Consider the following 25,856-nt stretch of genomic DNA (forward strand, 5'->3'; position numbering starts at 1 on the left):
CTCGTCAGAATATCACGGCGACCGTGACGGTGTCCAAATATGCTCCCGCCGCCGCCATCCGTCCGGCCGCCCACCCGCCGCGTCCGCCATGGTCGCGCTGCCCCCCGGCCAGGGGGTGGCCATCCTCAGTATATGACGGTCACGGTGATCGTGTCGGAATAGGCCCCCGGCTGGACGATCTGGCCGGCCGGCATGCTGCCGTAGATGGGGTGGACGGTATGGCAGGGCGACAGGCAGTCGCCGACGACCGTCCGGGTGGAACCGCTGCCGTCACCCCATATGTTGGACCGCAGGGAGTCGGTGAAGAGCTGATAGTTCAGGTTATAGCCGCCGTACAGCATGCGGCGGCTGCTGTAGCTGCCGCTGTTGCCGCTGCTCAACGTGACGGTATAGCCGGCCGGCAGGGCTGCCGTGCAGTCCACCGTAACGCCGCCCGTGCTGTTCGTGGGGAAGGCACGGAAGGGGATATAGGTGCCATAATTCAGGGTGGTGACCGATACCGTGCACTGGGCCTGGGCCCTGTGGGGTATCAGCAGCAGGGCCAGCGCCAGCAGCAGGGCGGTGGGCAGCCATGTGCGCCAGCCGCGCGTCCGGCGGCGCTGGGGCAAGGGACGGCGGGTCATGGCACCTCCTTCCGGCAGAGCAGGGGACCGAGGGTGGGGATGTCGTCCGGCCGGTCCTGATAGTCGAATTCGGCCATGCAGCGCCGGCGGTTGGGCAGGGTCACCGTCAGGCGGTTGCGCGCCGACAGGTCCAATACGTAGGCCAGGCCGTCATACCCCACCGGCGTCCGCGCCCCGGTGGCGTCCAGTATGGCCTCGCTGCCCATAGGCAGGGGCTGGCCGTCCTCATCCACCAGGCGCAGCAGCGCGCCGTGGGCGCGGCGCAGGGGGAAGCGCACCACCACGCCCGACCGGTCCTGCGGCCGCACCGTCTGGGCCGTGGTGGCGGCATCCATGTCGATGGGGAGGTCCGTGGGATCGATGGCCAGCTGGTTGGCATCGAAGGAGCGCAGATCCGGAACCAGCAGGCGGCCGCCACCGTCGGTCACGCCCACCGGACGGTTTTCCCCCAGGACGTGCAGGCCAGCGGTGCCATCGGCATCCACCACGGCGAAGCTGTCGTTGATGGGGGTGGAGGCGAACAGGGCACCGTCCAGCAGCGACAGGGCGCCCTGGATCTCGGCCCGGCCGGCGGTCTCTTCGCCGCTGTGGTCCATGCCGCCTGACAGCAGGGCCCAGGGCGCACGGTACTGCAGGTCGGCGAAGGCGTGGGTTTGCTGTCCGCCGGCGGCGTAGGCCTGATAGCCGTAATCCCCTGTCTCATTGGCTGATTGATTGGCCTGCAACTGACCGTAGAGCCCGCTGGAGCCGCCGCCCAGGCTGGCGCTGGCCGAACTGCGGCTGCCCAGCGGCAGGGTCAGCGTCAGCAGAAGGCCGGTGCTGCGTCCGGTGGCGAAATCATGGAAGCCGGTAGCCGCGAGGGTCAGTGATCCCACTTGCGCCGAATAGCTGCCCGACAGCACATGGGCATGGGTGGCCGGCGACACCGACACGGTGGTGCCCGACAGCAAGGTGTCGCGGGCATAGAAGGTCAACGGCGTGGCGCTGGCGTCGCGGTCCAATCCGGTATAGCTGAGCGCCAGTGAGCCGTAGGGCCCCAGCGCGAAACTCAGGCCTGCGTTGATCTGCTGGTGGGCCACGCCATCGCCGGTCAGTGCCGCGATGTCGCGGTAGCCCTGGTTGGCGCGGGTGATGGAGGCATTGAAGCTGATGTCCTCGCCCATGCGCTGGAACCCGGCGGAGAATTGGGCACCATTGCCGGCACTGCCGGCGGCACTGAGCGTCAGCACGCCGAAGTCGGCCACGTTCACGGCTGCGCCGATGCCGCCCATGGCCAGGCCGCCGGCCCCCTCGACATGGCCTTCCACCGTGACCGCGTTTGACAGGCCGCGGCGGTAGGTGGCCGACCCCGTGAGCCGTCCATAATTGTTGCTCTGCAGGCCCCAGTCGCGGCGCACCGCCCCCACCTCCGCCGAATAGGCCTGCAGCCCGGCGGACAGCAGGTTGCTGCTGGCGTAAAAGGGCAGGCGGCTGGTCACCTGGTGGCCCAGGGCATCGGTCAGGGTCATGGCCACCGTGCCCGCGCCGGTGATCACCGGCAGGGTGGGCACCTGGAAGGGCCCCGCCGTCACCTGGCTGGAGAACAGGCGCGTGCTGTTGACCATGACATCGACGGTCGAGGGAACGGCGGCGGAGCCCAGGACGGAGGGGACGGGGAAGGTGGTCAGGTCCGGCCGCATCGAGAAGTCGGAATTGATCTGCACGCCGCCAAGGCGCACGGGCCGGGTCCAGGCGGTGCCGCCGCCGACGAAGTCGCCCAGGCGATAGCGGCGCAGGCTGTCGGGGTCGGAATAGACGTAGGCGCTGTCCAGACGCAGCGCCTGGAAGGCGCCGTTGTTGCCCGTGGTGCCGCCGGCGCGCGCCAGCAGGCCGGTGGAAATCACGCCCCAGGGGGAGAAGCCACGCAGGTCGAACAGGCCCGTGGCCAGACTTTGGCTGCCGCTGGGGCCGCCGCTGGTGCTGCCGGCCAGGTCATAGTTCAAGGTGGCGCCGGTGGCGCTTTGCACGGTGCCGGCCGGCGGCTGCGGCTGGTGTGCGGGGAGCAGCAGGGCCGGCACCAGCCGCTCATCCGTCGCCGTCACGTACAGGGTCTGGGTGCTGGCTTCCATGCGGGTATCCAGCCCAGGCGTCCCCGCCAACGGCACCAGTCCTTGGGCATCCGCCGGCGTTTCGGGCGGTAGTCGCAGCCCCAGGTCCCGCAGCTGGTCCAGACGGGCGAAAAGGGCACCGTCACGCATCACGAACTCCCCGATCTTGCCCGTGGGGTAGCCGTTGATCACGATCTCCAGCAGGCGGAGTTCATCGGCCATCGCCATAGGCAGCGTCAGCACGGCCTGAGGCAGCAGGGCGATGGCCGCAGCGGCGCAGGCCCGCCGCAGCCATCGGGGCGGGCTCATCGCGCGGCGGCCACCGTGACCGGCTGATCCAGCGCGCCGCTGTCGGCCCGCGCCGTCAGGCGCAGTGTGCTGCCGGCGGCGGGGGCGGCCAGCCCGGGCATGCGCCAGCGGCGCGTGGACCCCGGCAGGATGTAGGGCGATACATTGTCTTCCGCCTTCACGGCGCGACCGTCGGGCGCTGTCAGGACGATATTGCGGACGGTCTCATGCCGGTTGCCGTCATTGGTGGCCACCAGGTAGGCCTCGCCGCCGTTATTCTCCACCTGCCAGCGCACATGGGATGCGATCCGGGTGCTGGGTTCGGCAAAGATGGGGATGGACAGGCGCAGGGCGATGCGGACGGTGCCGGGGTCGGCCGGCGGCGGGATCTGGTCCAGCAGAATGCGGTAGCTGGCTTCCCGGCCCTGTGGCGGGTGGCGCACGGCGATGCGGACCACTTGGCTGGTGGCGGCGGGAATGGTGCCGATGGGTGGGCTGGCCAGCAATTCCTCGGTCGGCGTCAACTGATCGTTGCCGTCCACCTGGCTCCAGCGGAAGCCGCGGATCTGGTACGAGGCCTCGGTGTCGCTCTGGTTGATGACGGTGAAGGCCACCGCCGTCTGGCCCGGGGCCAGCTGCATGGTCACCGGCAGCACCGTGAGGCTTTGGGCCCCGGCGGCCGGCGAAAGTGCCGCCACCGCAACCAGGGCTGCCCCGCCCAACAGCGATCGCCAGAGGGGGGCGGAACGGGGCACGCCATGCGGGCGTCGTCGAGACGGGTTCCGGGAATCCTTCATTTTGCCCCCACGCGTTTCGAGAGATGGAGCCGATAGGGAGTGGCGGGCGATGCTGCGCCCTGCCGTGGTCAGTAGCTGACGGTCGCGGTGATGGTGTCGGAGTAGGCCCCCGGCGTGACGAACTGCGATGCGGGCAGCCGGCCGTAGACAGTCACCGTTTGCAGGGAACCGGAGCCAATGCCGGCGACCGTGTCGGTGCCGACGGTGATGCCCCAGTTCTGGCTATGGCCGGTATCGCGGTAGAGCCCATAGTTCAACATGTCGCCGGACGGGCCCGTCATCTGCCGGGTGGTGACCGTGGCGCCCGGGGCACTGCCGGCGTCCAGCCCGATGTTATAGGCCGTCGTGTTGGTGCAGGTGACGGAAATGATGGACGTGGCGTCCACCGAGGCCCCGGTATAGGTGCCGAAAGCCAGGGCCGTGGCGCTGACCTGGCAGGTCGCCCGGACGGTTGCCGTCACCTGGAACGTGGTGGTCGCCGTTGCCTGCGCGTGGGCCATCCGCGCCGGGGACCAAGTGATAAGGGCGATGCCGAAGAAGACGAAGCTAAGTAACCGAGGCATGGCGGTACCCCCTTGTTGGAGAGTTCCGCATGCTTATTCCGCCACCCAGCCCCTGTCCTTGATTTGGCGCAGTCAGGGGTTGATTTAATCGATCCTATGAACCGGAAAATTTAGGGAACGTTTCCCTCATGCCTACCGGCGCGTTGGCGGCCTGCTCATGGCATGGCCTTCAGGATGGACAGCAGGATATCCTGCGACCGCCGCTGGCCATAGCCCTTGCCGTAGGCGCTGGAGGTGATGGCCACCACCAGGTCCAGCGATGGCACCGCGTAGATCTTGTTGCCGCCGTTGCCCGAGGCGAAGTGGACCGGCACGGTGCGGCCATCTCCCACTGGTTCGTCCTTGGCGTACCACATGTAGCCATAGAAATCGGCGTAGGGGTCGCTGGCGGCGATGGGGTGGATGCGGGCCAGGCTGTCGCTCAGCCACCGCTGGCTGATGACGCGTCTGCCTTTATAGGTCCCCCCATTCAAGACCATCTGGCCGATGGTGGCGGCATCGCGGGCGGTGATCGACAGGTTGCCCTGGCCGGTGCCATGGCCGCCGGGCAGGGTGCGCCAGTCGTGGGCGCGGATGCCCAGCGGGTCGAACAGGGACTCCTGCGCCAGCCTGTCCAGGCTTTGGCCCGTGGCGCGTTCCACGATCAGGCCAACCAGGAAGGCGTTGAGGGAGCAATACTGGTAGGTGCGCCCCGGCGGTTCGCGCACCGGCACGGCCAAGGCGGTGGCCCAGTCGCCGGTCTTCTCCCCCGCCTCGTCCAGCGTGTCCTCGTTGCCGGGGCTGGCGGGGTCGGTGTCGTCGGCCGCCAGGCCGGAGCGCATGGTCAGCAGGTCGCGGATGGTGATCGCCTCCCATCCTGCGGGCAGGGGACCCGGCAGGTAGCGGGCAATGGGGGCGTCCACGCCCGCCACGCGGCCGCGATCGATGGCGATGCCCATCAGCAGGCTGGTCAGGCTTTTGGTGGCGGAACGGATGTCGTGCAGGGTGGTGGCGTCGTCGCCGTTGTAATAGGCCTCCGCGATGCGCCGGCCATGCCGCAGCACCACCACGCCCTTGAGGTCGGGGTGGGGATCATCATGCCGGCTGTCCAGCAGGGCGGTCAGCCTGGCCGGGGTGGCATTCTCCGCGCCGGCTATCCTGGGTGTCAGTCCCACCAACGCCGTTCCCGCCAAGCCACCCAGCACCGCCCGCCGGTTGCACCATGCCCCGTCCATACCGCCACTCCCCCTTGCTTGTGGGCGCAGCCTCGCCGAGTCCGGTGATGGGGGCAACGGCCATCCGTGCGGCGGGACGTGGGGCCACTTTCTGAATGACCTGGAGTGGCGGCGGATCCGACCTAATCCAGTGTCATGATCGCGTCGGCATAAATGGGGTGAGCCGAGGCGGCACGATGGAAGCGCCGGTCGGCCGTCACGACTTTGGCCGACAGATGCAGGGCCGCGGCAAGATACAGGCAATCATAGAGTGGGTGCTGGAGGGTCTGGGCGATGCGCAGGGCCGCCGGCAGAAGCGGTGATGTATCAATCAGGCGCACGGGTGCCTGTATCAGGAAAGCCAGCCGATCTTCGGCCTCATCAGCGCTGAGCGCCTGCCGCTGCGCCAACTTCCACAGGGCATTCGCGGCTTCCGTCAGCCAGAGGGCCGGGGCGGCCAGGGGGCGTCCGTCCAGCAACGCCGCCGCTGCCTCGCTATCGGCCTCCATCCACACCCATTTCAACGCGACCGAGGCATCGATGATGGTCAGGCTCATCTCTCGTCCCGCGCTTCCCGGATGAGGGCGGCGGTATCGATGGGCGTGCGGCCGGCGGTCTGGCGCCGAAACTCCGCGGCGCGTTGGGCGAAGTCGCCGGCAGTGGGCCGAAGAACCTGTTCCAGAATGGCGCGGTGCTCAGCCTCCACCGACCGGCCATGGGCGCTGGCCCTCGCTTTCAGGGCGGTGACGATTTCGTCATCAACTTGGCGCACCAGCAATTGAGCCATGACGATTTCTCCATTGGATCGCCGGAGCGCGAATGATAGCACGTGATATCATCGCGCTCAACGAGGCCCATGAATTGTGAATCCACTGCCTTTCCAGGATCAATGCTGCTATGAAATCGATAACATGGAGGCAAATCACCAAGGTTTGAGGGGCGACATGGCGATGCGGGCGGCGTGGGCACTGGTTCTGGCGGTGGGGATGGGGCTGGGCGGCGCGGTCCCGGCCCAAGCGGCGGACAAGACGCCGGCGAACCCGGCGCTGGAGGCTGTGCTGGCGGGGGATCCGCCGTTTCAGCCGCAAAACCTGCGCCTGGTGGACGTGCCGGCCCCGGCAGGGCCGGCGGTCAGCCTGTTCAACGGCCGCGACCTCAACGACTGGGACGCCTGGCTGGGCTATCCCGATCCGGCCCGCACCTATCTGGCCCAGCCCGGCCAGTCCCCCATCGGCGCCGACCAGGCCGCCATCGCCAAAATCTTCCACGTGGTGACGGAGGAGGGTGAGCCGGCGATCTTCATCACCGGGCAGACCTGGGGCGGCATCGTCAACCGGGGCGACCACGCCAACTATCACCTGCGCCTGGAATACAAATGGGGCAAGACCCGCTACGTCCCGCGCCTGGACCTGCCGTGGAACAACGGCCTGCTCTACCACAGCCATGGCGCGCCCGGCGCCGTCTACGGCACCTGGATGGCGGCGGCGGAGTTCGAGATCATGCTGGGCTCCGTCGGCATGGTGGTGCCCGTAGGCCCCAATGTGACGGCGGTGACCGAGGTGGCGCGCGACCGCGCCCTGATCGATCCCCAGCGCCGCTACATGATGGGCGGCCGCGCGGTCACCGTGCAGCAGCCGGCCTGGAACGTGGAGGCCGGCAGCAACGCCGAAAAGCCGGTGGGTGAATGGAACGTGCTGGACCTCTATGTCCTGGGCGACCAGGCCGTGCACGTGGTGAACGGCGTGCCGGTCATGGTGGTGCGCGACCTGCGGATGCGCGAGGGTGAGGGCTGGGCGCCCCTGACCCACGGCCATATCCAACTGCAGTCCGAAGGGGCGGAAACTTACTTCCGCCGCATTACGCTGGAGCCCATCACCAGCCTGCCCCGGGTGATCAAAAACTGAACGTCAGGCCTCCGCCGTTCCCGTGGCCAGGAAGTCCAGCAGCAGGCGGCTCACCGCCTCGGGTGCCTCGCGCGTCGGGAAGTGGCCCACGTCCGGCAGCACCTCGCGGCGGTAGGGGCCGGTGAAATGGCCCTCGCTGACCTCCGTCGTGGCGGGCAGGGTGCAGCGGTCGTCCCCGCCCTGAATCATCAGGGTGGGCACGGCCAGGGTGCGGGCGGCGCGCTGGCGCTTTTCCATTTCGGTATAGCGCGGGTCGGGTTTGGCCTCGTCCCAGCGCACGCGGTAGGAATGCAAGGTGATGGCGGCCCAGTCCGGATTCTCGAAGGCGGCCGCCGTCCGTTCGAACGCCGCCTCCTCATACCACCCGGCGGGGCTCCAGCTGTCCCATTGATAGCGGGCGAAGGCCTTGCCGTCGTGGCAGATGGTTTCCGCCCCGCGCTCCGTCGTCAGGAACCATTGATACCAGTAGCGCTGGGCCTGGGGCAGGGGCGGGGTGGGCAGGCTGCCCGGTTCCCACCCCACCGACAGGGCAGCGATACGGCAGAGGCGGTCGGGCGCCACGGCGGCCAGGAAATAGGCGATGCGGGCGCCCCAGTCGTGGCCGATGACGCTGAAGCGCTGCCAGTCCAGGGCGTTGGCGAGGTCCAGGGCGTCGTGCGCCAGGGCGGCGATCTGGCCGGAGCGGGTGGTCTGGCTGGACAGGAAGCGCGTGGGGCCGAAGCCGCGCAGCCAGGGCGCCACCGTTTTGTACCCCGCTTCCCACAGGGCCGGCGCCACCCGGTCCCAGGTGTGCGCGTCGTCCGGCCAGCCGTGCAGCAGCATCACCGGCGGCCCATCGGCCGGCCCGCCGGTGATGTAGGCCACATCCAGCAGCGGGGTGGCGATATGGGCGATCTCTGGTTCGGTGGCGTATTCGGTGGGAGGCATGGCGTTTCAACCTCGTTGAGGCGCCGATGGTTCCGGTTCAGCCTGCGGCGCTGGCCACCACGCCCTCCGCTCCAGCCAGGTCCAGCAGGGGCAGGAAGGCGCCCGGTTCCTGGGCGCCCGACAGGGAATAGAGGCGGTTGAAGATGAAGCAGGGCACCGCCTGGATGCCCAGTTGGCGCACGGTGGCCAGCGACTGGCGCAGGGCGTCGCGGTCGGCGTCGCCGTGCAGGAAGGCGGTGGCCGCGTCGGCGTCCAGCCCCGCCTCCCCGGCGATGGCGGCCAGCACGGCGCGGTCGCCGATGTCGCGGCCGTCGCGAAAGAAGGCGGCCTGCAGCGCGGCGGCCAACACCTGAGTGTGGCCCCTGCCTTGGCCATTGGCGTCGGCGTGGCGCAGCAGGCGATGGGCGTCCAGCGTGTTGGGCGTCCGGCGGATGCGGTCCAGGTTCAGGGCCAGGCCCTCCGCCGCCGCCGTCTGTTCCAGCAGGGCGTTCACCTGGCGGATGCGCTCCACGCTGCCGAACTTGGCCAGCTGGTCGATGGTGCGGTCGATGCCGCTGGGCGGCGTGTCCGGGTCCAGCTGGAAGGGCAGCCAGCGGACCTCCGGTTGTTGTGTCGGGCGCTGGGCCAGCGCGCGTTCCAAGCGGCGCTTGCCGATGTAGCACCACGGACAGACGAAGTCGGCGACGATCTCGATCAGCATGGGGGTGTCGTGGTGTGGTCGGGTCGCACGCGTGGACGAATGATACGGCGGTGGTGCCGGCCCGCCGAGCTTCACCATGGTTTATACACCAAGGTGGGTTACAGGGGGGAGGTGGCTGGCGGATGGCGTCGGTTTCTTTTCCGTTCCGGTTAGGAGGCTCCTGCGCTAAACTTTTCTTATCTCTGCCTTATATGGGCATGCCGCCGGTTTCGGCCGTTGGCGCCAGGCGGTGAATGCGCGGCGACTTAGAATGGCTGGTCCGGCGTGGACCGCCGCCCGGTGGGGACCCGTTCCATGAGCGAAACCTACGTCACCATGAAAATCCGCGAGGCCATGGCCCAGGCGCAGGGCAGCCGCGCCCAGGCGCAGCGCATCCTGATGGCCTGGGCGCTGGCGGATGAGCAGCTCATGCGCGGCCTGTGCAAGCCCTTCCTCAAGGGCATCACCGGCGCCGCCATCGAACGCGCCTACCGCGGCGGCCCCACCGTGCCTGCCATGGCGCCCGCCGCCGCCGTGCCCAGCGGGGGTACCAGCCGACGGGCGCCGGCGCCGCAGCGCCTGACCCAGGCCCAGTTGGACGCCATCGTCGCCCGCATGGGCGGCACCCGCCTGGCCAATCAGCCGCCCATCCTGAACGGGGCGCCGCCGCCCAAGAGCGAGGGCACGGTGAAGCAAGCTGCCTCCGTCAAGGCGCTGGCCGCCGCCTTCCACCGCAAGAAGTTCTGAACGGTCGCTTGTGGCTGTAGGAACAGGCGGGGCCGGCGGCTCCGCCTTTTGCTTTTCGGCCGCTTCATGGTATCGCTGCCGCCCTTGGTTTCCGTTCGTTTCCTGAAGGTCCGCTTTTCCCATGAGCCCAGTCGCCGTCCGTTTCGCGCCCAGCCCCACCGGCCGCCTGCACATCGGCAACGCCCGCGCGGCGGTGATGAACTGGCTGTTCGCCCGCAAGCAAGGCGGCAGCTTCATGCTGCGCATGGACGACACGGACCGGGAGCGGTCGACGGCCGAGTATGCCGCCGGCATCGAGGAGGACCTGCGCTGGCTGGGCCTGGAATGGGACCGCTATGCCCGCCAGTCCGATCGGCTGGACCGCTACACCGCCGCTGCCGAGCGCCTGAAGGCCGCCGGCCGCCTCTACCCCTGCTATGAGACCCCGGATGAGCTGGGCCTGAAGCGCAAGGCCCAGCTGGCCCAGCATCGCCCGCCGCTGTACGACCGCGCCGCCCTGCGCCTGACCGATGCCGACCGCGCGCGGCTGGAGGCGGAGGGCCGCCGCCCGCACTGGCGGCTGAAGCTGGAATACACACCCGTCGTCTGGGACGACCTGGTGCGTGGCACCCAGCGCTTCCAGGGCCAGGACCTCAGCGACCCGGTGCTGATCCGCGAGGATGGCCAGCCGCTGTACACCTTCGCCTCGGTGGTGGACGATATTGAGCTGGGGATCACCCATGTCATCCGGGGTGAGGACCATGTGGCCAACACCGCCGTGCAGATCCAGCTGTATGAGGCGCTTCTGGGTGAAATGGGGGGCGGCCCCGTGCCCGCCTTCGGCCATTTCCCCCTGATCACGGACGCCAGCGGCGCCGGCCTGTCCAAGCGCCTCGGCAGCCTGAGCCTGAAGAGCCTGCGCGAGGAATCGGGGCTGGAGCCCCTGTCCATCCTGTCGCTGCTGGCCAAGATCGGCACGTCGGACGCGGTGGAGGCCCGGGGCACGCTGGACGAGCTGGTGGCCGATTTTGACCTGGCCAAGGTCGGCCGGGGCACGCCCAAGTTCGATGCGGAGGACCTGCACCGCCTGAACGCCCAGATCCTGCATCGCATGCCCTACGCGGCGGTGGCGGGGCGGCTGCCGGCCCTGGGCATGCCGGGCGCCGATGAGGCCTTCTGGCTGGCGGTGCGGCCCAACATCACCCATGTCGCCGAGGCCAAGGGCTGGTGGGACATCACCCATGCGCCGCTGGCGCCGGTGGTGACCGACGCCGCCTTCCTGGAGGCCGCCGCCGGCCTGCTGCCCGCCGCCCCCTGGGGTCCCGACACCTGGGGCCAGTGGGTGGACGCGGTGAAGGCCGCCACCGGCGCCAAGGGCAAGGCCCTGTTCATGCCCCTGCGCCTGGCGCTGACAGGCTTGGAGCATGGGCCGGAGCTGAAGACCATGCTGCCCCTCATCGGGCGGGAGCGGACGCTGGCGCGGCTGTCCGGCCAGACCGCTTAAATCGCCAGGCCACTTAAATCGTTCGTTGTCAAATCGGTATCGTCGTTTTCTTCCAACCCAGGTTAACCCCACATGGCGCTTCAGCTCTACAATACGCTCACCCGCGCGAAGGAAGTCTTCGTGCCCGTCGATGCCAGCCATGTGCGGATCTATTGCTGCGGCCCCACCGTCTACAGCTACGCCCATATCGGCAACGGCCGTACCTTCACCGCCTTCGACCTGCTGGCACGGGTGATGAAGCATCTGTACCCGACCGTGACCTATGCCCGGAACATCACCGACGTCGATGACAAGATCATGGACCGGGCCAAGGCCCTGGGACAGTCCATCGAGACGGTGACGGAGACGACGACGGCGCAGTTCCATGCCGACATGGACGCGCTCAACCTGCTGCGCCCGGATGTGGAGCCGCGCGCCACCGGGCACATCGGCGCCATGATCGCCATGATCGAGCGGCTGATCGCCGGCGGCCATGCCTATGCCGCCGAGGGCCACGTGCTGTTCAACGTGCCGTCCATGCCCGACTACGGCCGCCTGTCGCGGCGCAGCCAGGATGAGATGATCGCCGGTGCGCGGGTGGAGGTGGCGCCCTACAAGAAAAGCCCGGCCGACTTCATCCTGTGGAAGCCGTCGGCCGAGGATCAGCCGGGCTGGGATAGCCCCTGGGGCCGGGGCCGCCCCGGCTGGCATATCGAGTGCAGCGCCATGACTGCCGCCCACCTGGGCCCGGTGTTCGACGTGCACGGCGGCGGGCTGGACCTGATCTTCCCCCACCATGAGAACGAGATCGCGCAAAGCCGCTGCGCCCACGGCACCCAGGTCATGGCCAACTACTGGGTCCACGCCGGCTTCCTGACCATGTCCGGCGACAAGATGTCGAAGTCGCTGGGCAACATCTTCACCGTGGCCGAGCTGCTGGACGAGGTGCCGGGCGAGGCCCTGCGCCTGGCCCTGCTGCAGGCCCATTACCGCCAGCCGCTGGACTTTTCCAAGGAAGGCCTGCGCCAGGCCAAGGCCACGCTGGACCGTTGGTACGGCGTGCTGCGGGCCGCCGGTACTGTGCCGGCGGCCAAAGTGCCTGATGAGGTTCTTGCAGCGCTGGAGGATGACCTGAACACGCCGCTGGCCTTCAGCCTGCTGCACGAGCTGGCCAACCGCTTCCACAAGGAGACGGATGAAGGCGCCCGCCGGGCCGTGGCCGCCAGCTTCAAGGCCGCCGCCAACCTCATGGGCCTGCTGACCCAGGACCCCGAGGCCTGGTTCCGCTGGACGCCCAAGGGGGCGGAGGGCCTGGACGAGGCCGCCATCCAGGCCGCCATCCAGGCGCGCAAGGACGCCCGCGCCGCCAAGAACTTCGCCGAGGCCGACCGCATCCGCAAAGTGCTGCTGGACCAGGGCGTGGTACTGGAGGACGGAGCCCAGGGCACGACTTGGAAGCGGGTGTAGCCGCGACACGATTGCCCCGACGCGCTCAGCGGGTAATACTGCCGGCGAAATCCCCTCATCGGGGGTGGCGATGCGGGGGAAGGCATGATCAGGGTCACGGCGGCGTTCGGCCTGGGGCTGCTGGCGGCGGCCCTGGGTGGCCCGGCGGGCGCGCAAACGGCGGCGTCGGCCGCGCGGACCAATTTCGACCGGCGGCACTGCGCGGAATCCCCGGCGGAGGAAGCCATCCCCGCCTGCACCCGCATCATCGAGGCGAAGGGGGAAACGGCCCAGGTCCGGGCCGGCGCCTTGCGCAACCGGGCCTTCCACTTCCACCAGGCGGGGGACCTGGACCGCGCCATCGCCGACTATGGCGCCGCCATCGATTTGCATCTGCGCGCGGGCGAGACGGACGCCAGGCTTTATGTCGACCGTGGCTTGGCCTATGCCGAGCGGGGCGACGATGGTCGGGCGCTGGCGGACTACGGCAGTGCCGTGACGGCGGATCCCAAACTGCTGGCTGGCTACGTCAACCGTGCCGCCCTTTTCCTGAAGCGGGGTGACCGTGACGCCGCGTTGGCGGATTTCAGCAGCGCCATCGCGCTGAAGGCGGATGACCCGACGCTCTATGTCAGCCGGGGCGCGCTCTACATCCAGCGCCATGAAGCCGACCGGGCCATTGCGGATGAAAGTGAGGCTATCCGCCTGGACCCGACCGCCGCCGCCGCATGGCGCTTCCGCGCCGTGGCCTATCGCGCCAAGGGCGACGATGCCCAGGCCCAGTCCGACGCGGCGGAGGCGGTACGGCGGGACCCCCGCATGGCCGAGGCCTACAGCGACATCGGTTTCAGCCTGCAGGCGGCGGGGGAGGCCGGGGGCGCCATTGCCGAATTCACCAAAGCCATTACCCTGAACCCCCAGGATGCCCGCGCCCTGAAGGCGCGCGGGGACAGCTATCTGGCGGTTGGCGCGCCGGACGCGGCCATCGCGGACTATGGCCAGGCGCTGGCGATCGACCCCGGCTTTACCGACGCGCACAACAACCGGGGGGTGGCCTATATCGGCAAGGCAGCCTGGGATCAGGCCATCGCCGATTTCACCGCCGTCCTGGACCAGGATCCCATGAACGCGGGTGCGCACCTGAACCGCAGCCTGGCCTTGCAGTCCAAAGGACAGGACGCGGCCGCCCTTGCCGACCTGGATGAGGCCTTGCGGCTGAAGCCCGGCACACCGCAAGCCCTGCTGCGGCGGGCCGCGATCTACCGCGCCCAGGGTCGCATGGCCGACGCCCTGGCCGACCTGAACGCTGCCGTCGCGCTGTCGCCGACCTACGCCGACGCGCTCCGGGCCCGAGGCGCCATTGCGCTGGACCAGGACCGTTTTGAGGCCGCCATCGCCGACATGACCCAGGTTATCGCCCTGCAACCCCGGGACGCGGCAGCGTACCGCTACCGCGCCATCGCCTACGCCGCCCTGCATGACGACGCCCGCGCCACCCGTGATGACGCGGCGGCGCAAGGGCTGGCGCCGGAACAGAAATAAGGCTCACCCCACCGGCGTCCTGGCCCTCAACTCCCACGCCCGCGCTTCCTCCGTCCGGCCCAGCTTGCGCAGGCAGGCGGCGCCGGCGGTGAGGGTGGCGGCCAGGCCGGCGGGGTCGCCGTGTTCGGCGGTCTCGGCGGCGTGGCGGTACCAGTCCATGGCCTCGTCGAAGCGGCCCATGCTGGCCAAGGTGTCCCCCACCGCTTGCAGGGCGTGGCACAGGCCCTCCAGGTTCACGCGCCCGGCGGCGTCGCCATCCTCGACCGCCGTGACGGCAGCCAAGGCCCAGGGCAGGGCGTCGGCCGGGCGCTTCAGGTCCATCAGGCAGTGGCTGACGCGCAGGCGGGCGCGGCCGACGTCGTCGTGGTTGACGGGGGTATCGGGCGCGCCGCGCTCCAGCGCCTGGACGCTGCGCTGGAACCAGACCAGCGCATCCTCGACCAAGCCCAGGGCGTAGAGGCAGTCCGCCATCAGGTGCAGGCTGGCGCCCAGGCTGGCGTGGTCCACGCGTCCGGTGCCGTCGCCTTGCTCCTTGGCGGCCACGGCCTGCTGCAGCCAGGGCAGGGCCTGGTCGGGCTGGCCCTGGCGCGCCAGGCAGGCGGCGGCCTGGTGCAGGCTGTGGCCCACGGCCTCGCGATCCACCCGGCCCTGGGCATCGCCCCGGCTGGCGGCCTCCGCCGCCTGCTGGAACCAGGCCAGCGCCTCCGTATCCCGGCCCAGGCGGGCCAGGCAGGTCCCCACCAGGTGCAGGCAGGCGGCCAGGTTGTCGCCGTGCACCAGCCCGTGGGCGTCGCCCTGTTCCGCCGCCGCCACGGCGTTCTGGAACTCCGCCAGCGCTTCGTCGATGCGGCCCAGGTCGTATAGGCAATAGCCCACGTCATAGAGGATGCGGCCCAGGCGGTCCGCGTCCACGACCCCTTGGCCGTCGCCTTGCCGGGCCAGAAGGGCCGCGTGCTGGAAGACGGGCAGCGCGTCCTCGGGACGGCCCTGGTCGATCAGGCCGCGCCCCTGCCGATGGAACCCGCGGGAGTCCGGAAAGGCGGGATTCATGAAGGCGGGATCGGCGAAGGGAATTGCGGTGTGCGCCGGCATGCGAGGGGTGGCTTCCTGCGAAGGGGGCCGGCCAAAGGTGGGGACTGCCTCCAGGGCTGTCAACGCGCGGCCGGGGCGGGGGGCCTTCTGGGCAGGGGCCTCAGAGCGAGGCTATGGAGGAAGGGATACGGCGCGCGTCATACGCCACCCCACGAAAGACCAAGGGGCCCTATAGCCCCGCGCGGCCCTTTCCCTTTCGATCATACTGGGGCGCCACCGCGGCGCCCCGTCCTCCCTTCCCATTGCTGCCGAGGTGGCGCCGGCCGCTCCCTCCCGTTATGACAAGAAGCCATCCAGCATAGGGCGTGGATCCGCATCATCCGGCACCAATCATGCCAACGTTCGGCTAGGAGAAGGGTGCAGACAAAAGTCGATGTGCCGGTCCAGTGGGGCCATTAGCGCGCAGTTTATTTTGACTGGAAGGATTCATTCCCGAAAATGACGGATTCGGCACGGCTGTTCCCTATGTGGCGAAGGAACGTGAGACGGAAATTAGAATTATTAAGAACCTGTTCGGAAGGAAAATTTCCGATAACCCAGATGGCGCGGCTGAATCCTACCTTCCCTCTGGTTTGCCAAGGGTGCCCGGCGTGCTGCTTTTGCGTAGTTGACCGAACTGATGTACAAATCGGTGAAATATGAGTAACTCCCTGTTGTGAGTGCTGTATGGCACCTCGCTCGACTTGTCGGCGTGTTCAATGCTTCGAACGGATTCAGTAATTAGAAAAATTTAAAATTGGCAGAAAAGTTTCTGTGGTCGCTATTTGCTTACGCGTAATGAACATATCAAGTATTGAGGAGATCGATCATGCGTAAATTCGCTTTCTTCTGCGCCCTCGCTTTTCCCCTGCTGTCCGCCTCGTATGCCAGTGCGCAGCAATGCGACAACCAACAGGAGCCGTCGCCCCAGACGCGCGTGAAGTCCGGCCTGAGCTTGCAGAACACCACCAACAGCCAGATCAATGTGCTGTGGGCGGGCTTCGATGGGGTCCTTACCCATTACACCACCCTGCAGCCCAAGCAGACGGCAGACTTCGTCACCTATGTCGGCCACATCTGGTATCTGGAGGCGTTCACGCCCAGTGGCGCCGTTTGCCTGGGCCCCATCCGCCCGGTGCAGGCCTCGGCCTGCAAAATGAAGATCTCCCTGCAGAGCGGCGATTTCGCGTACGAGCAGGTGGGCTGCCAGGTCGAATAAGCGCCGGCGGGCGGCATGGGCCCGGCGGGGCCGTGCCGCCCCCTATTTTTCCGGCCCCCTCACGCCGCCCGCACCGTCCCCAGAAACCGTTCCACCGCGCCGGTCAGCACGTCGGCATGTTCCGCCAGCTTGCCGGACGTTCCCTTGATCTGGGTGGCGGCGCTGCCGGTGGTGGTGGCGGCGGCGCTGACCTGGGTGATGTCGCGCGACATGTCCTCGGCGCCGGTGGCGGCCTCGTTGATGCCGCGGGCCACCTCGCGGGTGGCGGCGGTCTGTTCTTCCACGGCCGACGCGATGGCCATGGCGATGTCGGCCATGCCGGTGATGGCACTTTGCATGCCGGCGATGGCGGCGGCCGTGCGCTCGCTCAAGCCCTGGATGCGCTGGACCTGGGCGGTCACGTCCTCGGTCGCCTTGGCGGTCTGTGTCGCCAGCGCCTTGACCTCGCCGGCCACGACGGCGAAGCCCTTGCCGGCCTCCCCGGCGCGCGCCGCCTCGATGGTCGCGTTCAGGGCCAGCAGGTTGGTCTGCGCGGCGATGCCGGCGATGATCTCAACCACCTCGGTGATGCGGTTGGTGCTGTCCCGCAACTGGCCCACCACCTCGGTGGAGGCGGCACAGTCGGCGATGGCGTCCTGGGCCTGCAGGCGGGAGCGTTCGACCTGGCGCGCGATCTCCTGCACCGTGGCGGCCAGTTCCTCCGACGCGGTGGCGACCATCTGCACGTTGGCCGAGGTCTGCAGGGCGGTGCTGGCGACGGCGCTGGAGCGGTCGCGGGTGACACCCGCCGCGTCCGCCATGGACTCCGCCGTGTCCTTCATCTCGCGGGCGGCGGTGGCCAGGGCATCGACCAGGCTGGCCACCTGGGCCTCGAAGGCGTCCGCCACCGCGGCTTGGGCGGCCTTGCGCTCCCGCTCCGCCTGGGTGCGCAGGGCCGCCTGTTCCTGTTCCAGCAGCCGCACGGCCAGGGCGTTGTCGCGGAACACGGCCAGCGCCCGGCCCAGCAGGCCGACCTCGTCCCGTCGCTCCTGCTGGGCCAGCACGGCCCCCTCCAGGTCACCGCGCGCCAGTCGGCCCAGCGCGTCCGCCATGGCGGTCAAGGGGCGGGCCACGGTGCGCGACATGGCCAGGATGACCACCAGCCCCAAGGCCAGGCTGGCGGCCAGCGCCCCCAGCACGGCGGTGCGTGCGGCTTCGCGGGTGGCGTTCGCCGCCCGCGCCAGTTCCTGCCCATGGCGGGCGTTCCAGTCCAGCGTGTCCGTCAGAGGGCTGATCACGGCGCGGAAGGCGTCCTTCAGCGGGCCGGAGGCCAAGCTCTGCATGCCGGCATCGTCATGCGCATCGATCAGGCCCACCAGTTTGGCCGTGGCGGCGGTGTAGCGCTGCCAGGCCTCGGTGAAGGTACGCAGGGAGTGCCCGTCCGGGCTGTCGGCGTTGACGTTGGCGGCGTAATCGCGGATGGCCGTTTCCACCGCCGCCCGGGTCTTGGGGAAATCATCCTCCGCCCCTTTGACATCGCCGGCATCGTGCACGGCGGCGGCCAGCGCCAGGCGCAGTTCCAGGCGGCGATAGCGATTCAGGCTTTCCATCAGTTCCCCCAGCCGCACGGCGTTGGGCAGCGCCTGGCCGGCCAGGGTGTCCGTCGTCCGTCCCAGGCTGGCCTGGGTCCAGAGGGACGTGCCGCCCAGGGCCGCCATGAGGACCAGGACGGCCAGGAAGGAGAGGAGGACCTTGGCGCGCAGCGACAGGTTCAGCCAAAGCGTCATGGGCGGTTTCCTTGGAAAAGGGGGACGGATGCCGGAACGGGTCAATAAATAGCAAGACGACGGAGCGGCGGTCGCTCGCGGGAGTAAAATTCAATAAAATTATCGATATTAACCAGGATGATTCAAGAATTTGACTATGCAAAAAGTATAGGTTCTGAACAAAAGAACGCAACATCTGTGTGTAGGTTTTTGCCAATTTGATTGGTTAATTCTACTTGTCCGCCTTCCGTGGATGTCACAGTCAATCACATCCGGAAGCGCCTGGCGGTTTTTACCAATGTCCCGCGATCCATCCCGATGTCGTCGGATCAGGGCGCACCGCGTCCGGCAGGGCCGCCATGTCCGTCCTTGAGGGCTTCCAAGGTTGCTTCGTTGCGTGCGATGGGCCATTGTCGCAACTCCATTACGTTATCTGGCCTGGTTATGACCGATCGCCCCCGCATCTACCTGTACGACACCACGCTGCGCGACGGCGCGCAGACCCAGGGCGTGGACTTCACCGCGGCCGACAAGGCGGCCATCGCGCGGGAATTGGATGCGTTGGGCATCGACTATATCGAGGGCGGCTGGCCGGGGGCCAACCCCACGGACGACGCCTTTTTCGCCGACCCGCCCCGCTTCAAGCGGGCGCGGCTGACGGCCTTCGGCATGACCCGCCGCCCGGGGCGCAGCGCCGGCAACGACCCGGGCCTGAACGCCCTGTTCAACGCCACGGACGGGGTGCCGGGCGCCGGCGTCTGCCTGGTGGGCAAGACCTGGGATTTCCATGTCGACGTGGCCCTGAACATCCCGCGCGGCGAAAACCTGGACCTGATCCGTGACAGCGTGGCGGAGACGGCGGCCCGGGGCCGCGAGCCGCTGTTCGATGCGGAGCATTTCTTCGACGGCTACAAGGCCAACCCGGACTACGCCCTGGCCTGCGTGCGCGCGGCGTACGAGGGCGGGGCCCGCTGGGTGGTGTTGTGCGACACCAACGGCGGCAGCCTGCCGCATGAGGTGGAGGCCATCGTGGCGGCCGTGGCGCGGATCATCCCGGGCGACCGGCTGGGCATCCATTGCCACAACGACACCGAGAACGCCGTGGCCAACAGCCTGGCGGCGGTGCGCGCCGGCGCCCGCATGATCCAGGGCACCCTGAACGGCCTGGGCGAGCGCTGCGGCAACGCCAACCTCATCTCCCTCATTCCCACGCTGTCCCTGAAGATGGGGTATGAGACCGGCGTGGACGAGGAGGGGATGCGCCGCCTGGTCCATGTCAGCCGCCTATTGGACGACCGGCTGAACCGCGCCCCCAACCGCCACGCCGCCTATGTCGGCGAAAGCGCCTTCGCGCACAAGGGGGGCCTGCATGTCTCGGCGGTGGAGAAGGACCCCACCAGTTATGAGCATGTGCCGCCGGAGAGCGTGGGCAACCGGCGCCATGTCGTGGTGTCGGACCAGGCCGGCCGCTCCAACGTCCTGGCCCGCCTGCGTGAGGTGGGCATCAGCATCGAGCCCGGCGACCCGCGCGTGGGCGCCCTGGTGGAGGCGGTGAAGCGGCGGGAGTTCGAGGGCTACGCCTATGACGGGGCGGAGGCCAGCTTCGAACTGCTGGCCCGGCGCACGCTGGGCACCCTGCCGGATTATTTCCGCCTGATCTCCTTCCGCGTGCTGGATGAGCGGCGCTGGAACGCCCAGGGGCAGCTGGTGACCCTGTCGGAGGCGACCGCCAAGCTGGAGGTGCCGGGCGTGGCCGACGCCCTGATGACGGTGGCGGAGGGCAACGGCCCGGTGAACGCGCTGGACACGGCGTTGCGCAAGGCCCTGATCCCCGCCTACCCGCATCTGGACGGGATGCGGCTGGTCGACTACAAGGTCCGCATCCTGACCCCCCAGGACGGCACCAAGGCGGTGACCCGCGTCATGATCGAAACGCGGATGCCGGACGGCGCCCCTTGGGTTACCGTCGGGGTATCGGCCAACGTCATCGACGCCTCGTTCAACGCGCTGTTCGACAGCATCACCTATTGTCTCTACCGCGCGGGGGCCACCGTCCCCACCGCCTGAGGGACGCCAGCAGTTTCAGGACCCAAGTGCCATGAGTGGAACCGACCGCCGTATGCTCGCCAAATCCCAGGCTGAAGGGACGGAGGAGGGCGCGGGCCCGGCCGTCATCCTGGTGGAGCCCCAGTTGGGGGAGAACATCGGCACCGTGGCGCGGGCCATGCTGAACCATGGCCTGACCGACCTGCGCCTGGTGAATCCGCGCGACGGCTGGCCCAACGAGAAGGCGGTGTCGGCATCGGCCGGCGCTACCCTGGTGCTGGACCAGGCCCGCGTGTACGAGAGCACCAAGGACGCCATCGCCGACCTGCAGAAGGTCTACGCCACCACGGCGCGCCCCCGCTACATGGTCAAGACCGTGCTGACGGCGCGCGAGGCGGCGACGGAGATGCGGGCGCATGCCCAGGTGGGCCGCGGCGTCGGCATCCTGTTCGGGCCGGAGCGCACCGGCCTGGTCAATGACGACATCGCGCTGGCCGACACCATCATCACCATCCCACTGAACCCGGGCTTTTCCTCCCTGAACCTGGCGCAGTGCGTGCTGCTGGTGGCGCACGAATGGTTCCAGGCGGGCTATGAGGGGCCGGAGCGGCAGCTCTACACCGGCAACTCCCGCCCCGCGACCAAGGAAGAACTGGTCAACCTGTTCGAGCACCTGGAGCTGGAGCTGGACGCCACCGGCTTCTACACCAGCGAGGAAAAGCGCCCCAGCATGGTGCGCAACATCCGCAACATGCTGCAGCGCGCCCACATGACGGAGCAGGAGGTGCGCACCCTGCACGGGGTGATCGCCGCGCTTGTTGGCCGGCGCAAGGACGGCGGCCCCGTGAAGGGGCACTGATCGCCAGGGTTCCCTCACGTCACCACGGGCACGTGGAAGTCGATGACGGCGCCGGGGCGGGTGGGGGCGAATTCGCTGTCGTAAAGCTCGAAGTCCGGGCTGTCCGCCACCCTCAGGCCCGATGCCGGCATCAGCTCGCCCCAGATGCGGTCCATGGCCGCCTTGACCTGGGGGTGCAGGGGGCCGCCGTTCAACGTGATGCGGAACACGGCGTAGGTGGCGGCGGGGATGCGCAGGGTGGTGAACCCCGCCGGCGGCGTGGCGTCCGGGGCGACGCGCACGCCGGCCATGTAATCGAAGCTGCCTTCCGAGCGGTCCGCCGCCCACACCACGCCATAGGTGGCCCAGCTGGGTTCCTGTCCCGCGAAGGGCAGGGCGCCGATCAGCGCCGGCCAGAGCTGGGGGATGGTGGCCTTGGTGGCGCCGTCGAAGCGCCGCGACGGGCCGGCGACGGTGAAGGCGTCCAGGGAAACCAGGTCGGGCAGTCGGATGACATCGACATCGGTGCTGTCGGGCAGGCTCATGGGATATTGTCCTTCAAAGGGGATGGCGGAGTAGCCTTGCCGGAACCGGCCGGGCGAGACACCGAACAGGCGCCCGAAGGCGCGGGTGAACGCTTCCTGGGAGTCGAAGCCGCAATCGAACGCCAGGTCGATCAGGCGCACCTCCGGCTCGCGGGTCAGGCGCCGCGCCGCCTTGACCAGCCGCCGTCCACGAACGTAGGCCATGACGCTGCGCCCCATGCGGGCCGTGAACAGGCGGGAGAAATGGTAGGGCGACAGCGCCATGCGCGCGGCGATGCCGTCCAGCGTCAGCGGCTGGTCCAAATTGTCCTCGATCCAGGACAAGAGGTCGGCGAGGCGGTCGGGGGTGTGCTGGCTCATGCCGGCACTATGACCAATGCCGACATCCCTGTCCTGACCGGTCTTGCTGTTTTGGGGGGAAGGGAGGCACCCTGGTGCTCCTACGCCGACGGGTCGGCCAACGATACGGGGAAGGCAATGCGGTCAGGGACGATGATACGGGCGGCGATGCTGGCGGCAGCCTTGGCGATGGCGCCCTTTATGGCGCCGGGGGATGGGCACGCGGCCGATGCCGCGCAACCCGCCGCCGCCGGACGGGCGGCGAAGAGCGAAGCGCAGACCATCCAGCTGTTCGGCGCCTCCATCAAATATTACGAGGCGGGGCAGGGCCCGACCCTGGTGCTGGTCCACGGTTTGGGCAGCAGCGCGCAGGGCGACTGGGGCAAGGTGATGGCCGACCTCGCCAAGACCCACCACGTGCTGGCGCTGGACCAACTGGGCTTCGGCGCCTCGGACAAGCCCATGATCGACTACGCCATCCAGACCTGGGTGGATTTCCTGGGCGAATTCCTGCGGCAGAAGAAGGTGACGGACTTCACCCTGATGGGCGAATCCCTGGGCGGCTGGATTTCGGCGCAATACACCATCCAGGCCCTGGACGGCATCGCCGCCGATCCCGCCTTCGCCCTGCCCAAGCCGTCGCGGCTGGTCCTGTGTGACGCCGCCGGCCGGCATGACACCATGGCCAAGGCCTTTGGCCCCAAGCCGGCGGGCGCCGACGCCCCGCCCCCCGCCGCCTCGCTGGCGGGGCAGAAGGCCATGCTGGGCGCCATCTTCCATGACCCGCGCTGGTCCACCGGGCCGGCGGCCCTGAAGCGCGGCTTCGCCTGGAGCCTGTCCAAGGGCGACGCCTGGACCATCCACGCCGTCTACAGCAACCCGGCGCTGCTGAACGAGACGGTGGATGGCAGGCTGAAGGACATCACCATCCCCACCCTGGTGGTCTGGGGGGCGGAGGATAAGCTGTTGCCCCCGGCGGATGGCCAGTTCTACGCCGACGGCATTCCGGGGGCCAAGCTGGTCACCATCCCCGACAGCGGCCACGCCCCCATGATTGAGACGCCCAAGGCCTTCCTGGCGGCGGTGGAGCCCTTCCTCTAGAATTTGACCGCAAGAAAATCCCCTGTACCCTTGGCGGCAATGAAACCAAGGGGATGGGGATCATGATGCGAATGGGACGGGTCGCGGCGGCGGTCTCTGGTTTGGCGCTGCTGACCGGCCCGTTGGGGGGCCCACTGGGGGGGCAGGCATGGGCCGCGCCCACGCTGCTGGTCAACGCCCTCATCCATACCGAGGATGCCGTCCACCCCACGGCCAGCGCCCTGGCCTGGGATGAGAGCGGCATCCTGCTGGCGGTGGGGGAGACGGCGGACCTGACCCAGCGCTATCCCGGTGCCGCCACGGTGGATGCCGGCGGCGCCCCCGTGGTGCCCGGCCTGATCGACGCCCACGGCCATGTGCAGGAGGAGGGGGCGGCGCTGCTGACCGCCGACCTGTCGGGCAGCACCAGCAAGGCCGAAATCCTCAACCGCCTGAAGGCGCAGGCGGCCAAGCTGCCGCCGGGCGATTGGCTGCAGGGCTGGGGCTGGGACCAGAACCGCTGGGCGGACAAGGCCTTCCCCACCGCCGCCGACCTGGACGCCGCCTTTCCCGACCGGCCGGTGCGGCTGGAGCGTATCGACGGCCACGCCGTCTGGATCAATAGCGCCGCCCTGCGTGTCATGGCGGCGCAACCCAAGGCCAAAAGCCTGGACGGCAGCTGGCAACCGCAAGGCGGCCGCATCGTGCGCAAGGGCAAGAAGGCCACGGGCGTGCTGATCGACAACGCCATGGACCTGCTGACCGAGGCCCTGCCGCCGCGCACCGATGACCAGATCCGCCAGAACTATACGCTGGCCTTCGCCGAGATGGTGTCGCTGGGCCTGACCGGCACGCATGAGCCCGGCATCGACCTGCAGTCCTTCCGCGTGCTGCAGGACATGGCCGCCAAGGGGGAGGTGCCGGTGCGCCTCTACACCATGGCCGACGGCGACCATGAGGCGCTGGCCTGGCTGTGCAGCCAAAACGGCGGCTATACCGACCCCACCGGCCGGGTGCGCATGCGGGCGGTGAAGCTGTACATGGACGGCGCGCTGGGCAGCCGGGGCGCCAAGCTGCTGCGCCCCTACAGCGACGATCCCGGCAACAGCGGCATCTACGTCACCAACCCCGCCGACTATCCCCGCATCGTGGCCAAGGCCAAGGGTTGCCACGTCCAGGTGGCGACCCACGCCATCGGCGACGGCGGCAACCGCCTGGTGCTGGACACCTACGCCAAGGTACTGGGCGCCGACGCCAAGAGCGACCACCGCTGGCGGGTGGAGCATGCCCAGATCCTGACCCTGGATGATATCCCGCGCTTCGCCCAGCTGGGCGTCATCGCCTCCATGCAGCCCACCCACGCCACCTCGGACATGCCGTGGGCGGAAAAGCGCCTGGGCCATGACCGGCTGGCCGGCGCCTATGCCTGGCAGAGCCTGCGCCACGCCGGCGCGCGCCTGGCCCTGGGCTCAGACTTCCCGGTGGAGAAGGTGAACCCCATGCTGGGGCTCTATGCCGCCGTCACCCGCCAGGACCTGGCCGGCCAGCCCCCGGGCGGCTGGTTGCCCGACCAGAAGCTGACGCGGGAGGAGGCGCTGGCCGGCTTCACCCGCGACGCCGCCTACGCCGGCTTCATGGAAGAGGAGGTGGGCGCCCTGAAGCCGGGCCTGCGCGCCGACTTCGTCATCCTCAGCGCTGACCCCCTGACCGTGGCCCCCCGCCAGATCGCCGACATCAAGCCGCTGTCGACCTGGGTGGACGGCCGGAAGGTGTACGATGCCGGGAAGTAGGATTTTAGGGCGCTGCCCGGGTTGTGCCCCTGGCGCACCACAATCGCGCTGATAGAATGATCGCCAAGCCGCCACGATTGCAGCGGTGGAGATCGGGGGGGACAATGCGCGCTGGGGTATTCGCTATTCTATTGATGGCGGGTCTGTTGGCTGGAGCCGGGCGTGCGACCGCCCAGGAAAGTGGGAGCGCTGCCGGACCAACGGTGCCGTCGGACAAGGTCGATCACGAGGAGATGAGGCACCTGATCCGCGAGGGCCTGCAAATGCTGCAGTCTGGCCAGCCACGCCAAGCCATCGACACCGACTTCGATAAAATCATCGCCGCTTACGAGGCGGCCTACAAGGACGGCAAGGTGCAGGTCTATTCCATCGCCAATCCGGCGGAGGCGCTGGCCTACATGGCGATGGCGGCCAAGGACGGCAAGCATGCGGTGGCGCTGGACGACACCTGGGCCTATGCCTTGTATTTCAAAGGTTATGCGCTGGTGGAAATGAGCGATCTCGCCGGAGGTGAGGCGGTTCTGCAGCAGGCCCAAGCACTGGCCCCGTTCAATCCGCAAATCATGATGGAACGGGCGAACATTCATAAGTTGCGGAAGGAATGGCCGCAGGCGATGGAGCTGTATCAAGCGGCCGCCGCCTTTGTCAGCGGCTTTGCGCGGCCGGGACTTGAAGCGGATATGGAGGCCAAGGCCAACCATGGCATCGCCTACATCGACTCCGAGACGGGCAAGCTCGATGAGGCGGAGGCCATCTATAAGAAGTGCCTGGAGAAGAACCCGCAAGACGGCTACGCCAAGAATGAGCTGCAGTACATCGCCGGACAGCGGGCGAAGCAAGCGCGACAGGCCCAGTAATGAGGTGAGACATGGGCCCGTTGCTGCGATGCTGTATCGTGATGGCGGCCCTGGCGCCCGCTGCGGCG

Annotated in this window: 23 protein-coding genes; 11 read left to right on the plus strand and 12 right to left on the minus strand. The window is 68.6% G+C overall.

Translation table 11 applies throughout. The features are described from left to right. Window positions 1–125: 125 nt before the first annotated feature. From FBZ88_RS04250 to FBZ88_RS04280, 7 genes are all read right to left on the minus strand, one after another. Window positions 126–623, minus strand: a complete 498-nt coding sequence (locus tag FBZ88_RS04250; protein WP_088871334.1) for a Csu type fimbrial protein — start codon at window positions 621–623, stop codon at window positions 126–128. Next, window positions 620–3,019 carry a fimbria/pilus outer membrane usher protein gene (locus FBZ88_RS04255; RefSeq protein ID WP_246138484.1) on the minus strand — a complete coding sequence of 800 codons (2,400 nt, stop codon included), beginning with the start codon at window positions 3,017–3,019 and terminating at the stop codon, window positions 620–622. The genes FBZ88_RS04250 and FBZ88_RS04255 overlap by 4 nt, the downstream gene beginning before the upstream one ends. Beyond that, window positions 3,016–3,720, minus strand: a complete 705-nt coding sequence (locus FBZ88_RS04260) for a fimbrial biogenesis chaperone (RefSeq protein ID WP_186464191.1) — start codon at window positions 3,718–3,720, stop codon at window positions 3,016–3,018. Before FBZ88_RS04260 ends, FBZ88_RS04255 begins: the two co-directional genes overlap by 4 nt. Window positions 3,721–3,863: 143 nt before the next feature. Further along, the gene (locus tag FBZ88_RS04265; protein WP_145615570.1) at window positions 3,864–4,358 is read right to left on the minus strand and encodes a Csu type fimbrial protein; all 495 of its coding nucleotides are present in this window, start codon (window positions 4,356–4,358) and stop codon (window positions 3,864–3,866) included. A gap of 155 nt (window positions 4,359–4,513) precedes the next feature. Beyond that, entirely contained in the window at window positions 4,514–5,572 is a 1,059-nt protein-coding gene (locus FBZ88_RS04270; protein ID WP_145615571.1) for a serine hydrolase domain-containing protein, read from the minus strand. A 122-nt stretch (window positions 5,573–5,694) separates the two neighbouring features. Beyond that, window positions 5,695–6,108 carry a type II toxin-antitoxin system VapC family toxin gene (locus tag FBZ88_RS04275; protein WP_145615572.1) on the minus strand — a complete coding sequence of 138 codons (414 nt, stop codon included), beginning with the start codon at window positions 6,106–6,108 and terminating at the stop codon, window positions 5,695–5,697. Continuing rightward, window positions 6,105–6,338 carry a FitA-like ribbon-helix-helix domain-containing protein gene (locus tag FBZ88_RS04280; protein ID WP_145615573.1) on the minus strand — a complete coding sequence of 78 codons (234 nt, stop codon included), beginning with the start codon at window positions 6,336–6,338 and terminating at the stop codon, window positions 6,105–6,107. Before FBZ88_RS04280 ends, FBZ88_RS04275 begins: the two co-directional genes overlap by 4 nt. 157 nt (window positions 6,339–6,495) lie before the next feature. On the opposite strand from FBZ88_RS04280, the gene FBZ88_RS04285 reads away from it, so the two are divergent. After that, on the plus strand, window positions 6,496–7,455 hold the full coding sequence (locus FBZ88_RS04285) for a 3-keto-disaccharide hydrolase (protein WP_145615574.1): 960 nt from the start codon (window positions 6,496–6,498) through the stop codon (window positions 7,453–7,455). Window positions 7,456–7,458: 3 nt separating this feature from the next. Here FBZ88_RS04285 and FBZ88_RS04290 read toward each other — a convergent pair whose 3' ends face one another. Together FBZ88_RS04290 and FBZ88_RS04295 are read right to left on the minus strand one after the other, a co-directional pair. Continuing rightward, a complete protein-coding gene (locus tag FBZ88_RS04290) occupies window positions 7,459–8,382 on the minus strand; it encodes an alpha/beta fold hydrolase (RefSeq protein ID WP_145615575.1) in 924 nt (307 codons plus the stop codon). A gap of 37 nt (window positions 8,383–8,419) precedes the next feature. Beyond that, window positions 8,420–9,082: a DsbA family oxidoreductase gene (locus tag FBZ88_RS04295; RefSeq protein ID WP_145615576.1), complete on the minus strand. Its 663-nt coding sequence runs from the start codon at window positions 9,080–9,082 to the stop codon at window positions 8,420–8,422. Between the two features lie 294 nt (window positions 9,083–9,376). Here FBZ88_RS04295 and FBZ88_RS04300 point away from each other — a divergent pair, with 294 nt between their 5' ends. The 4 genes from FBZ88_RS04300 (at window position 9,377) to FBZ88_RS04315 (ending at window position 14,258) form a co-directional block, all read left to right on the plus strand. Next, window positions 9,377–9,808, plus strand: coding sequence for a hypothetical protein (locus FBZ88_RS04300; protein ID WP_145615577.1), 432 nt, complete (start codon window positions 9,377–9,379; stop codon window positions 9,806–9,808). 121 nt (window positions 9,809–9,929) lie between these two features. Beyond that, window positions 9,930–11,291: a glutamate--tRNA ligase gene (gene gltX, locus FBZ88_RS04305; protein WP_145615578.1), complete on the plus strand. Its 1,362-nt coding sequence runs from the start codon at window positions 9,930–9,932 to the stop codon at window positions 11,289–11,291. Between the two features lie 72 nt (window positions 11,292–11,363). Further along, window positions 11,364–12,737, plus strand: a complete 1,374-nt coding sequence (gene cysS, locus FBZ88_RS04310) for a cysteine--tRNA ligase (protein WP_145615579.1) — start codon at window positions 11,364–11,366, stop codon at window positions 12,735–12,737. Window positions 12,738–12,821: 84 nt separating this feature from the next. Then, window positions 12,822–14,258, plus strand: coding sequence for a tetratricopeptide repeat protein (locus FBZ88_RS04315; protein ID WP_145615580.1), 1,437 nt, complete (start codon window positions 12,822–12,824; stop codon window positions 14,256–14,258). A 3-nt stretch (window positions 14,259–14,261) separates the two neighbouring features. On the opposite strand, the gene FBZ88_RS31250 is transcribed toward FBZ88_RS04315, so the two are convergent. Then, on the minus strand, window positions 14,262–15,350 hold the full coding sequence (locus FBZ88_RS31250; protein WP_145615581.1) for a tetratricopeptide repeat protein: 1,089 nt from the start codon (window positions 15,348–15,350) through the stop codon (window positions 14,262–14,264). 808 nt (window positions 15,351–16,158) lie between these two features. Here FBZ88_RS31250 and FBZ88_RS04325 point away from each other — a divergent pair. Beyond that, window positions 16,159–16,548 carry a VHL beta domain-containing protein gene (locus FBZ88_RS04325; protein WP_145615582.1) on the plus strand — a complete coding sequence of 130 codons (390 nt, stop codon included), beginning with the start codon at window positions 16,159–16,161 and terminating at the stop codon, window positions 16,546–16,548. 59 nt (window positions 16,549–16,607) lie between these two features. On the opposite strand, the gene FBZ88_RS31255 is transcribed toward FBZ88_RS04325, so the two are convergent. Further along, entirely contained in the window at window positions 16,608–18,314 is a 1,707-nt protein-coding gene (locus tag FBZ88_RS31255; RefSeq protein WP_145615583.1) for a methyl-accepting chemotaxis protein, read from the minus strand. Window positions 18,315–18,737: 423 nt separating this feature from the next. Here FBZ88_RS31255 and cimA point away from each other — a divergent pair, with 423 nt between their 5' ends. Together cimA and FBZ88_RS04340 are read left to right on the plus strand one after the other, a co-directional pair. After that, window positions 18,738–20,360, plus strand: a complete 1,623-nt coding sequence (gene cimA / locus FBZ88_RS04335) for a citramalate synthase (protein ID WP_145615584.1) — start codon at window positions 18,738–18,740, stop codon at window positions 20,358–20,360. 31 nt (window positions 20,361–20,391) lie between these two features. Continuing rightward, the gene (locus FBZ88_RS04340) at window positions 20,392–21,198 is read left to right on the plus strand and encodes an RNA methyltransferase (protein WP_145615585.1); all 807 of its coding nucleotides are present in this window, start codon (window positions 20,392–20,394) and stop codon (window positions 21,196–21,198) included. Between the two features lie 14 nt (window positions 21,199–21,212). On the opposite strand, the gene FBZ88_RS04345 is transcribed toward FBZ88_RS04340, so the two are convergent. Continuing rightward, the gene (locus FBZ88_RS04345) at window positions 21,213–22,082 is read right to left on the minus strand and encodes an AraC family transcriptional regulator (protein WP_145615586.1); all 870 of its coding nucleotides are present in this window, start codon (window positions 22,080–22,082) and stop codon (window positions 21,213–21,215) included. 147 nt (window positions 22,083–22,229) lie between these two features. On the opposite strand from FBZ88_RS04345, the gene FBZ88_RS04350 reads away from it, so the two are divergent. The 3 genes from FBZ88_RS04350 (at window position 22,230) to FBZ88_RS04360 (ending at window position 25,788) form a co-directional block, all read left to right on the plus strand. Then, window positions 22,230–23,162, plus strand: a complete 933-nt coding sequence (locus FBZ88_RS04350; RefSeq protein WP_246138485.1) for an alpha/beta fold hydrolase — start codon at window positions 22,230–22,232, stop codon at window positions 23,160–23,162. 62 nt (window positions 23,163–23,224) lie between these two features. Continuing rightward, window positions 23,225–24,931 carry an amidohydrolase gene (locus FBZ88_RS04355; RefSeq protein ID WP_246138486.1) on the plus strand — a complete coding sequence of 569 codons (1,707 nt, stop codon included), beginning with the start codon at window positions 23,225–23,227 and terminating at the stop codon, window positions 24,929–24,931. 134 nt (window positions 24,932–25,065) lie between these two features. Further along, window positions 25,066–25,788 carry a tetratricopeptide repeat protein gene (locus FBZ88_RS04360; RefSeq protein ID WP_145615588.1) on the plus strand — a complete coding sequence of 241 codons (723 nt, stop codon included), beginning with the start codon at window positions 25,066–25,068 and terminating at the stop codon, window positions 25,786–25,788. Window positions 25,789–25,856: the final 68 nt, after the last annotated feature.

Source organism: Nitrospirillum bahiense, from assembly GCF_007828025.1.
Taxonomy (GTDB): Bacteria; Pseudomonadota; Alphaproteobacteria; order Azospirillales; family Azospirillaceae; genus Nitrospirillum; species Nitrospirillum amazonense.

What these genes read in the sequence shown, in the direction of transcription:
- gltX (WP_145615578.1), top strand. Translation starts at nt 9,930, where the DNA reads ATGAGCCCAGTCGCCGTCCGTTTCGCGCCCAGCCCCACCGGCCGCCTG.
- FBZ88_RS04290 (WP_145615575.1), bottom strand. Translation starts at nt 8,382, where the DNA reads ATGCCTCCCACCGAATACGCCACCGAACCAGAGATCGCCCATATCGCC.
- FBZ88_RS04315 (WP_145615580.1), top strand. Translation starts at nt 12,822, where the DNA reads ATGATCAGGGTCACGGCGGCGTTCGGCCTGGGGCTGCTGGCGGCGGCC.
- FBZ88_RS04275 (WP_145615572.1), bottom strand. Translation starts at nt 6,108, where the DNA reads ATGAGCCTGACCATCATCGATGCCTCGGTCGCGTTGAAATGGGTGTGG.
- FBZ88_RS04340 (WP_145615585.1), top strand. Translation starts at nt 20,392, where the DNA reads ATGAGTGGAACCGACCGCCGTATGCTCGCCAAATCCCAGGCTGAAGGG.
- FBZ88_RS04255 (WP_246138484.1), bottom strand. Translation starts at nt 3,019, where the DNA reads ATGAGCCCGCCCCGATGGCTGCGGCGGGCCTGCGCCGCTGCGGCCATC.
- FBZ88_RS04300 (WP_145615577.1), top strand. Translation starts at nt 9,377, where the DNA reads ATGAGCGAAACCTACGTCACCATGAAAATCCGCGAGGCCATGGCCCAG.
- FBZ88_RS04350 (WP_246138485.1), top strand. Translation starts at nt 22,230, where the DNA reads ATGCTGGCGGCAGCCTTGGCGATGGCGCCCTTTATGGCGCCGGGGGAT.
- FBZ88_RS04250 (WP_088871334.1), bottom strand. Translation starts at nt 623, where the DNA reads ATGACCCGCCGTCCCTTGCCCCAGCGCCGCCGGACGCGCGGCTGGCGC.
- FBZ88_RS04285 (WP_145615574.1), top strand. Translation starts at nt 6,496, where the DNA reads ATGGCGATGCGGGCGGCGTGGGCACTGGTTCTGGCGGTGGGGATGGGG.
- FBZ88_RS04360 (WP_145615588.1), top strand. Translation starts at nt 25,066, where the DNA reads ATGGCGGGTCTGTTGGCTGGAGCCGGGCGTGCGACCGCCCAGGAAAGT.
- FBZ88_RS31250 (WP_145615581.1), bottom strand. Translation starts at nt 15,350, where the DNA reads ATGCCGGCGCACACCGCAATTCCCTTCGCCGATCCCGCCTTCATGAAT.
- FBZ88_RS04345 (WP_145615586.1), bottom strand. Translation starts at nt 22,082, where the DNA reads ATGAGCCAGCACACCCCCGACCGCCTCGCCGACCTCTTGTCCTGGATC.
- cysS (WP_145615579.1), top strand. Translation starts at nt 11,364, where the DNA reads ATGGCGCTTCAGCTCTACAATACGCTCACCCGCGCGAAGGAAGTCTTC.
- FBZ88_RS31255 (WP_145615583.1), bottom strand. Translation starts at nt 18,314, where the DNA reads ATGACGCTTTGGCTGAACCTGTCGCTGCGCGCCAAGGTCCTCCTCTCC.
- FBZ88_RS04270 (WP_145615571.1), bottom strand. Translation starts at nt 5,572, where the DNA reads ATGGACGGGGCATGGTGCAACCGGCGGGCGGTGCTGGGTGGCTTGGCG.
- FBZ88_RS04265 (WP_145615570.1), bottom strand. Translation starts at nt 4,358, where the DNA reads ATGCCTCGGTTACTTAGCTTCGTCTTCTTCGGCATCGCCCTTATCACT.
- FBZ88_RS04355 (WP_246138486.1), top strand. Translation starts at nt 23,225, where the DNA reads ATGATGCGAATGGGACGGGTCGCGGCGGCGGTCTCTGGTTTGGCGCTG.
- FBZ88_RS04280 (WP_145615573.1), bottom strand. Translation starts at nt 6,338, where the DNA reads ATGGCTCAATTGCTGGTGCGCCAAGTTGATGACGAAATCGTCACCGCC.
- cimA (WP_145615584.1), top strand. Translation starts at nt 18,738, where the DNA reads ATGACCGATCGCCCCCGCATCTACCTGTACGACACCACGCTGCGCGAC.
- FBZ88_RS04295 (WP_145615576.1), bottom strand. Translation starts at nt 9,082, where the DNA reads ATGCTGATCGAGATCGTCGCCGACTTCGTCTGTCCGTGGTGCTACATC.
- FBZ88_RS04325 (WP_145615582.1), top strand. Translation starts at nt 16,159, where the DNA reads ATGCGTAAATTCGCTTTCTTCTGCGCCCTCGCTTTTCCCCTGCTGTCC.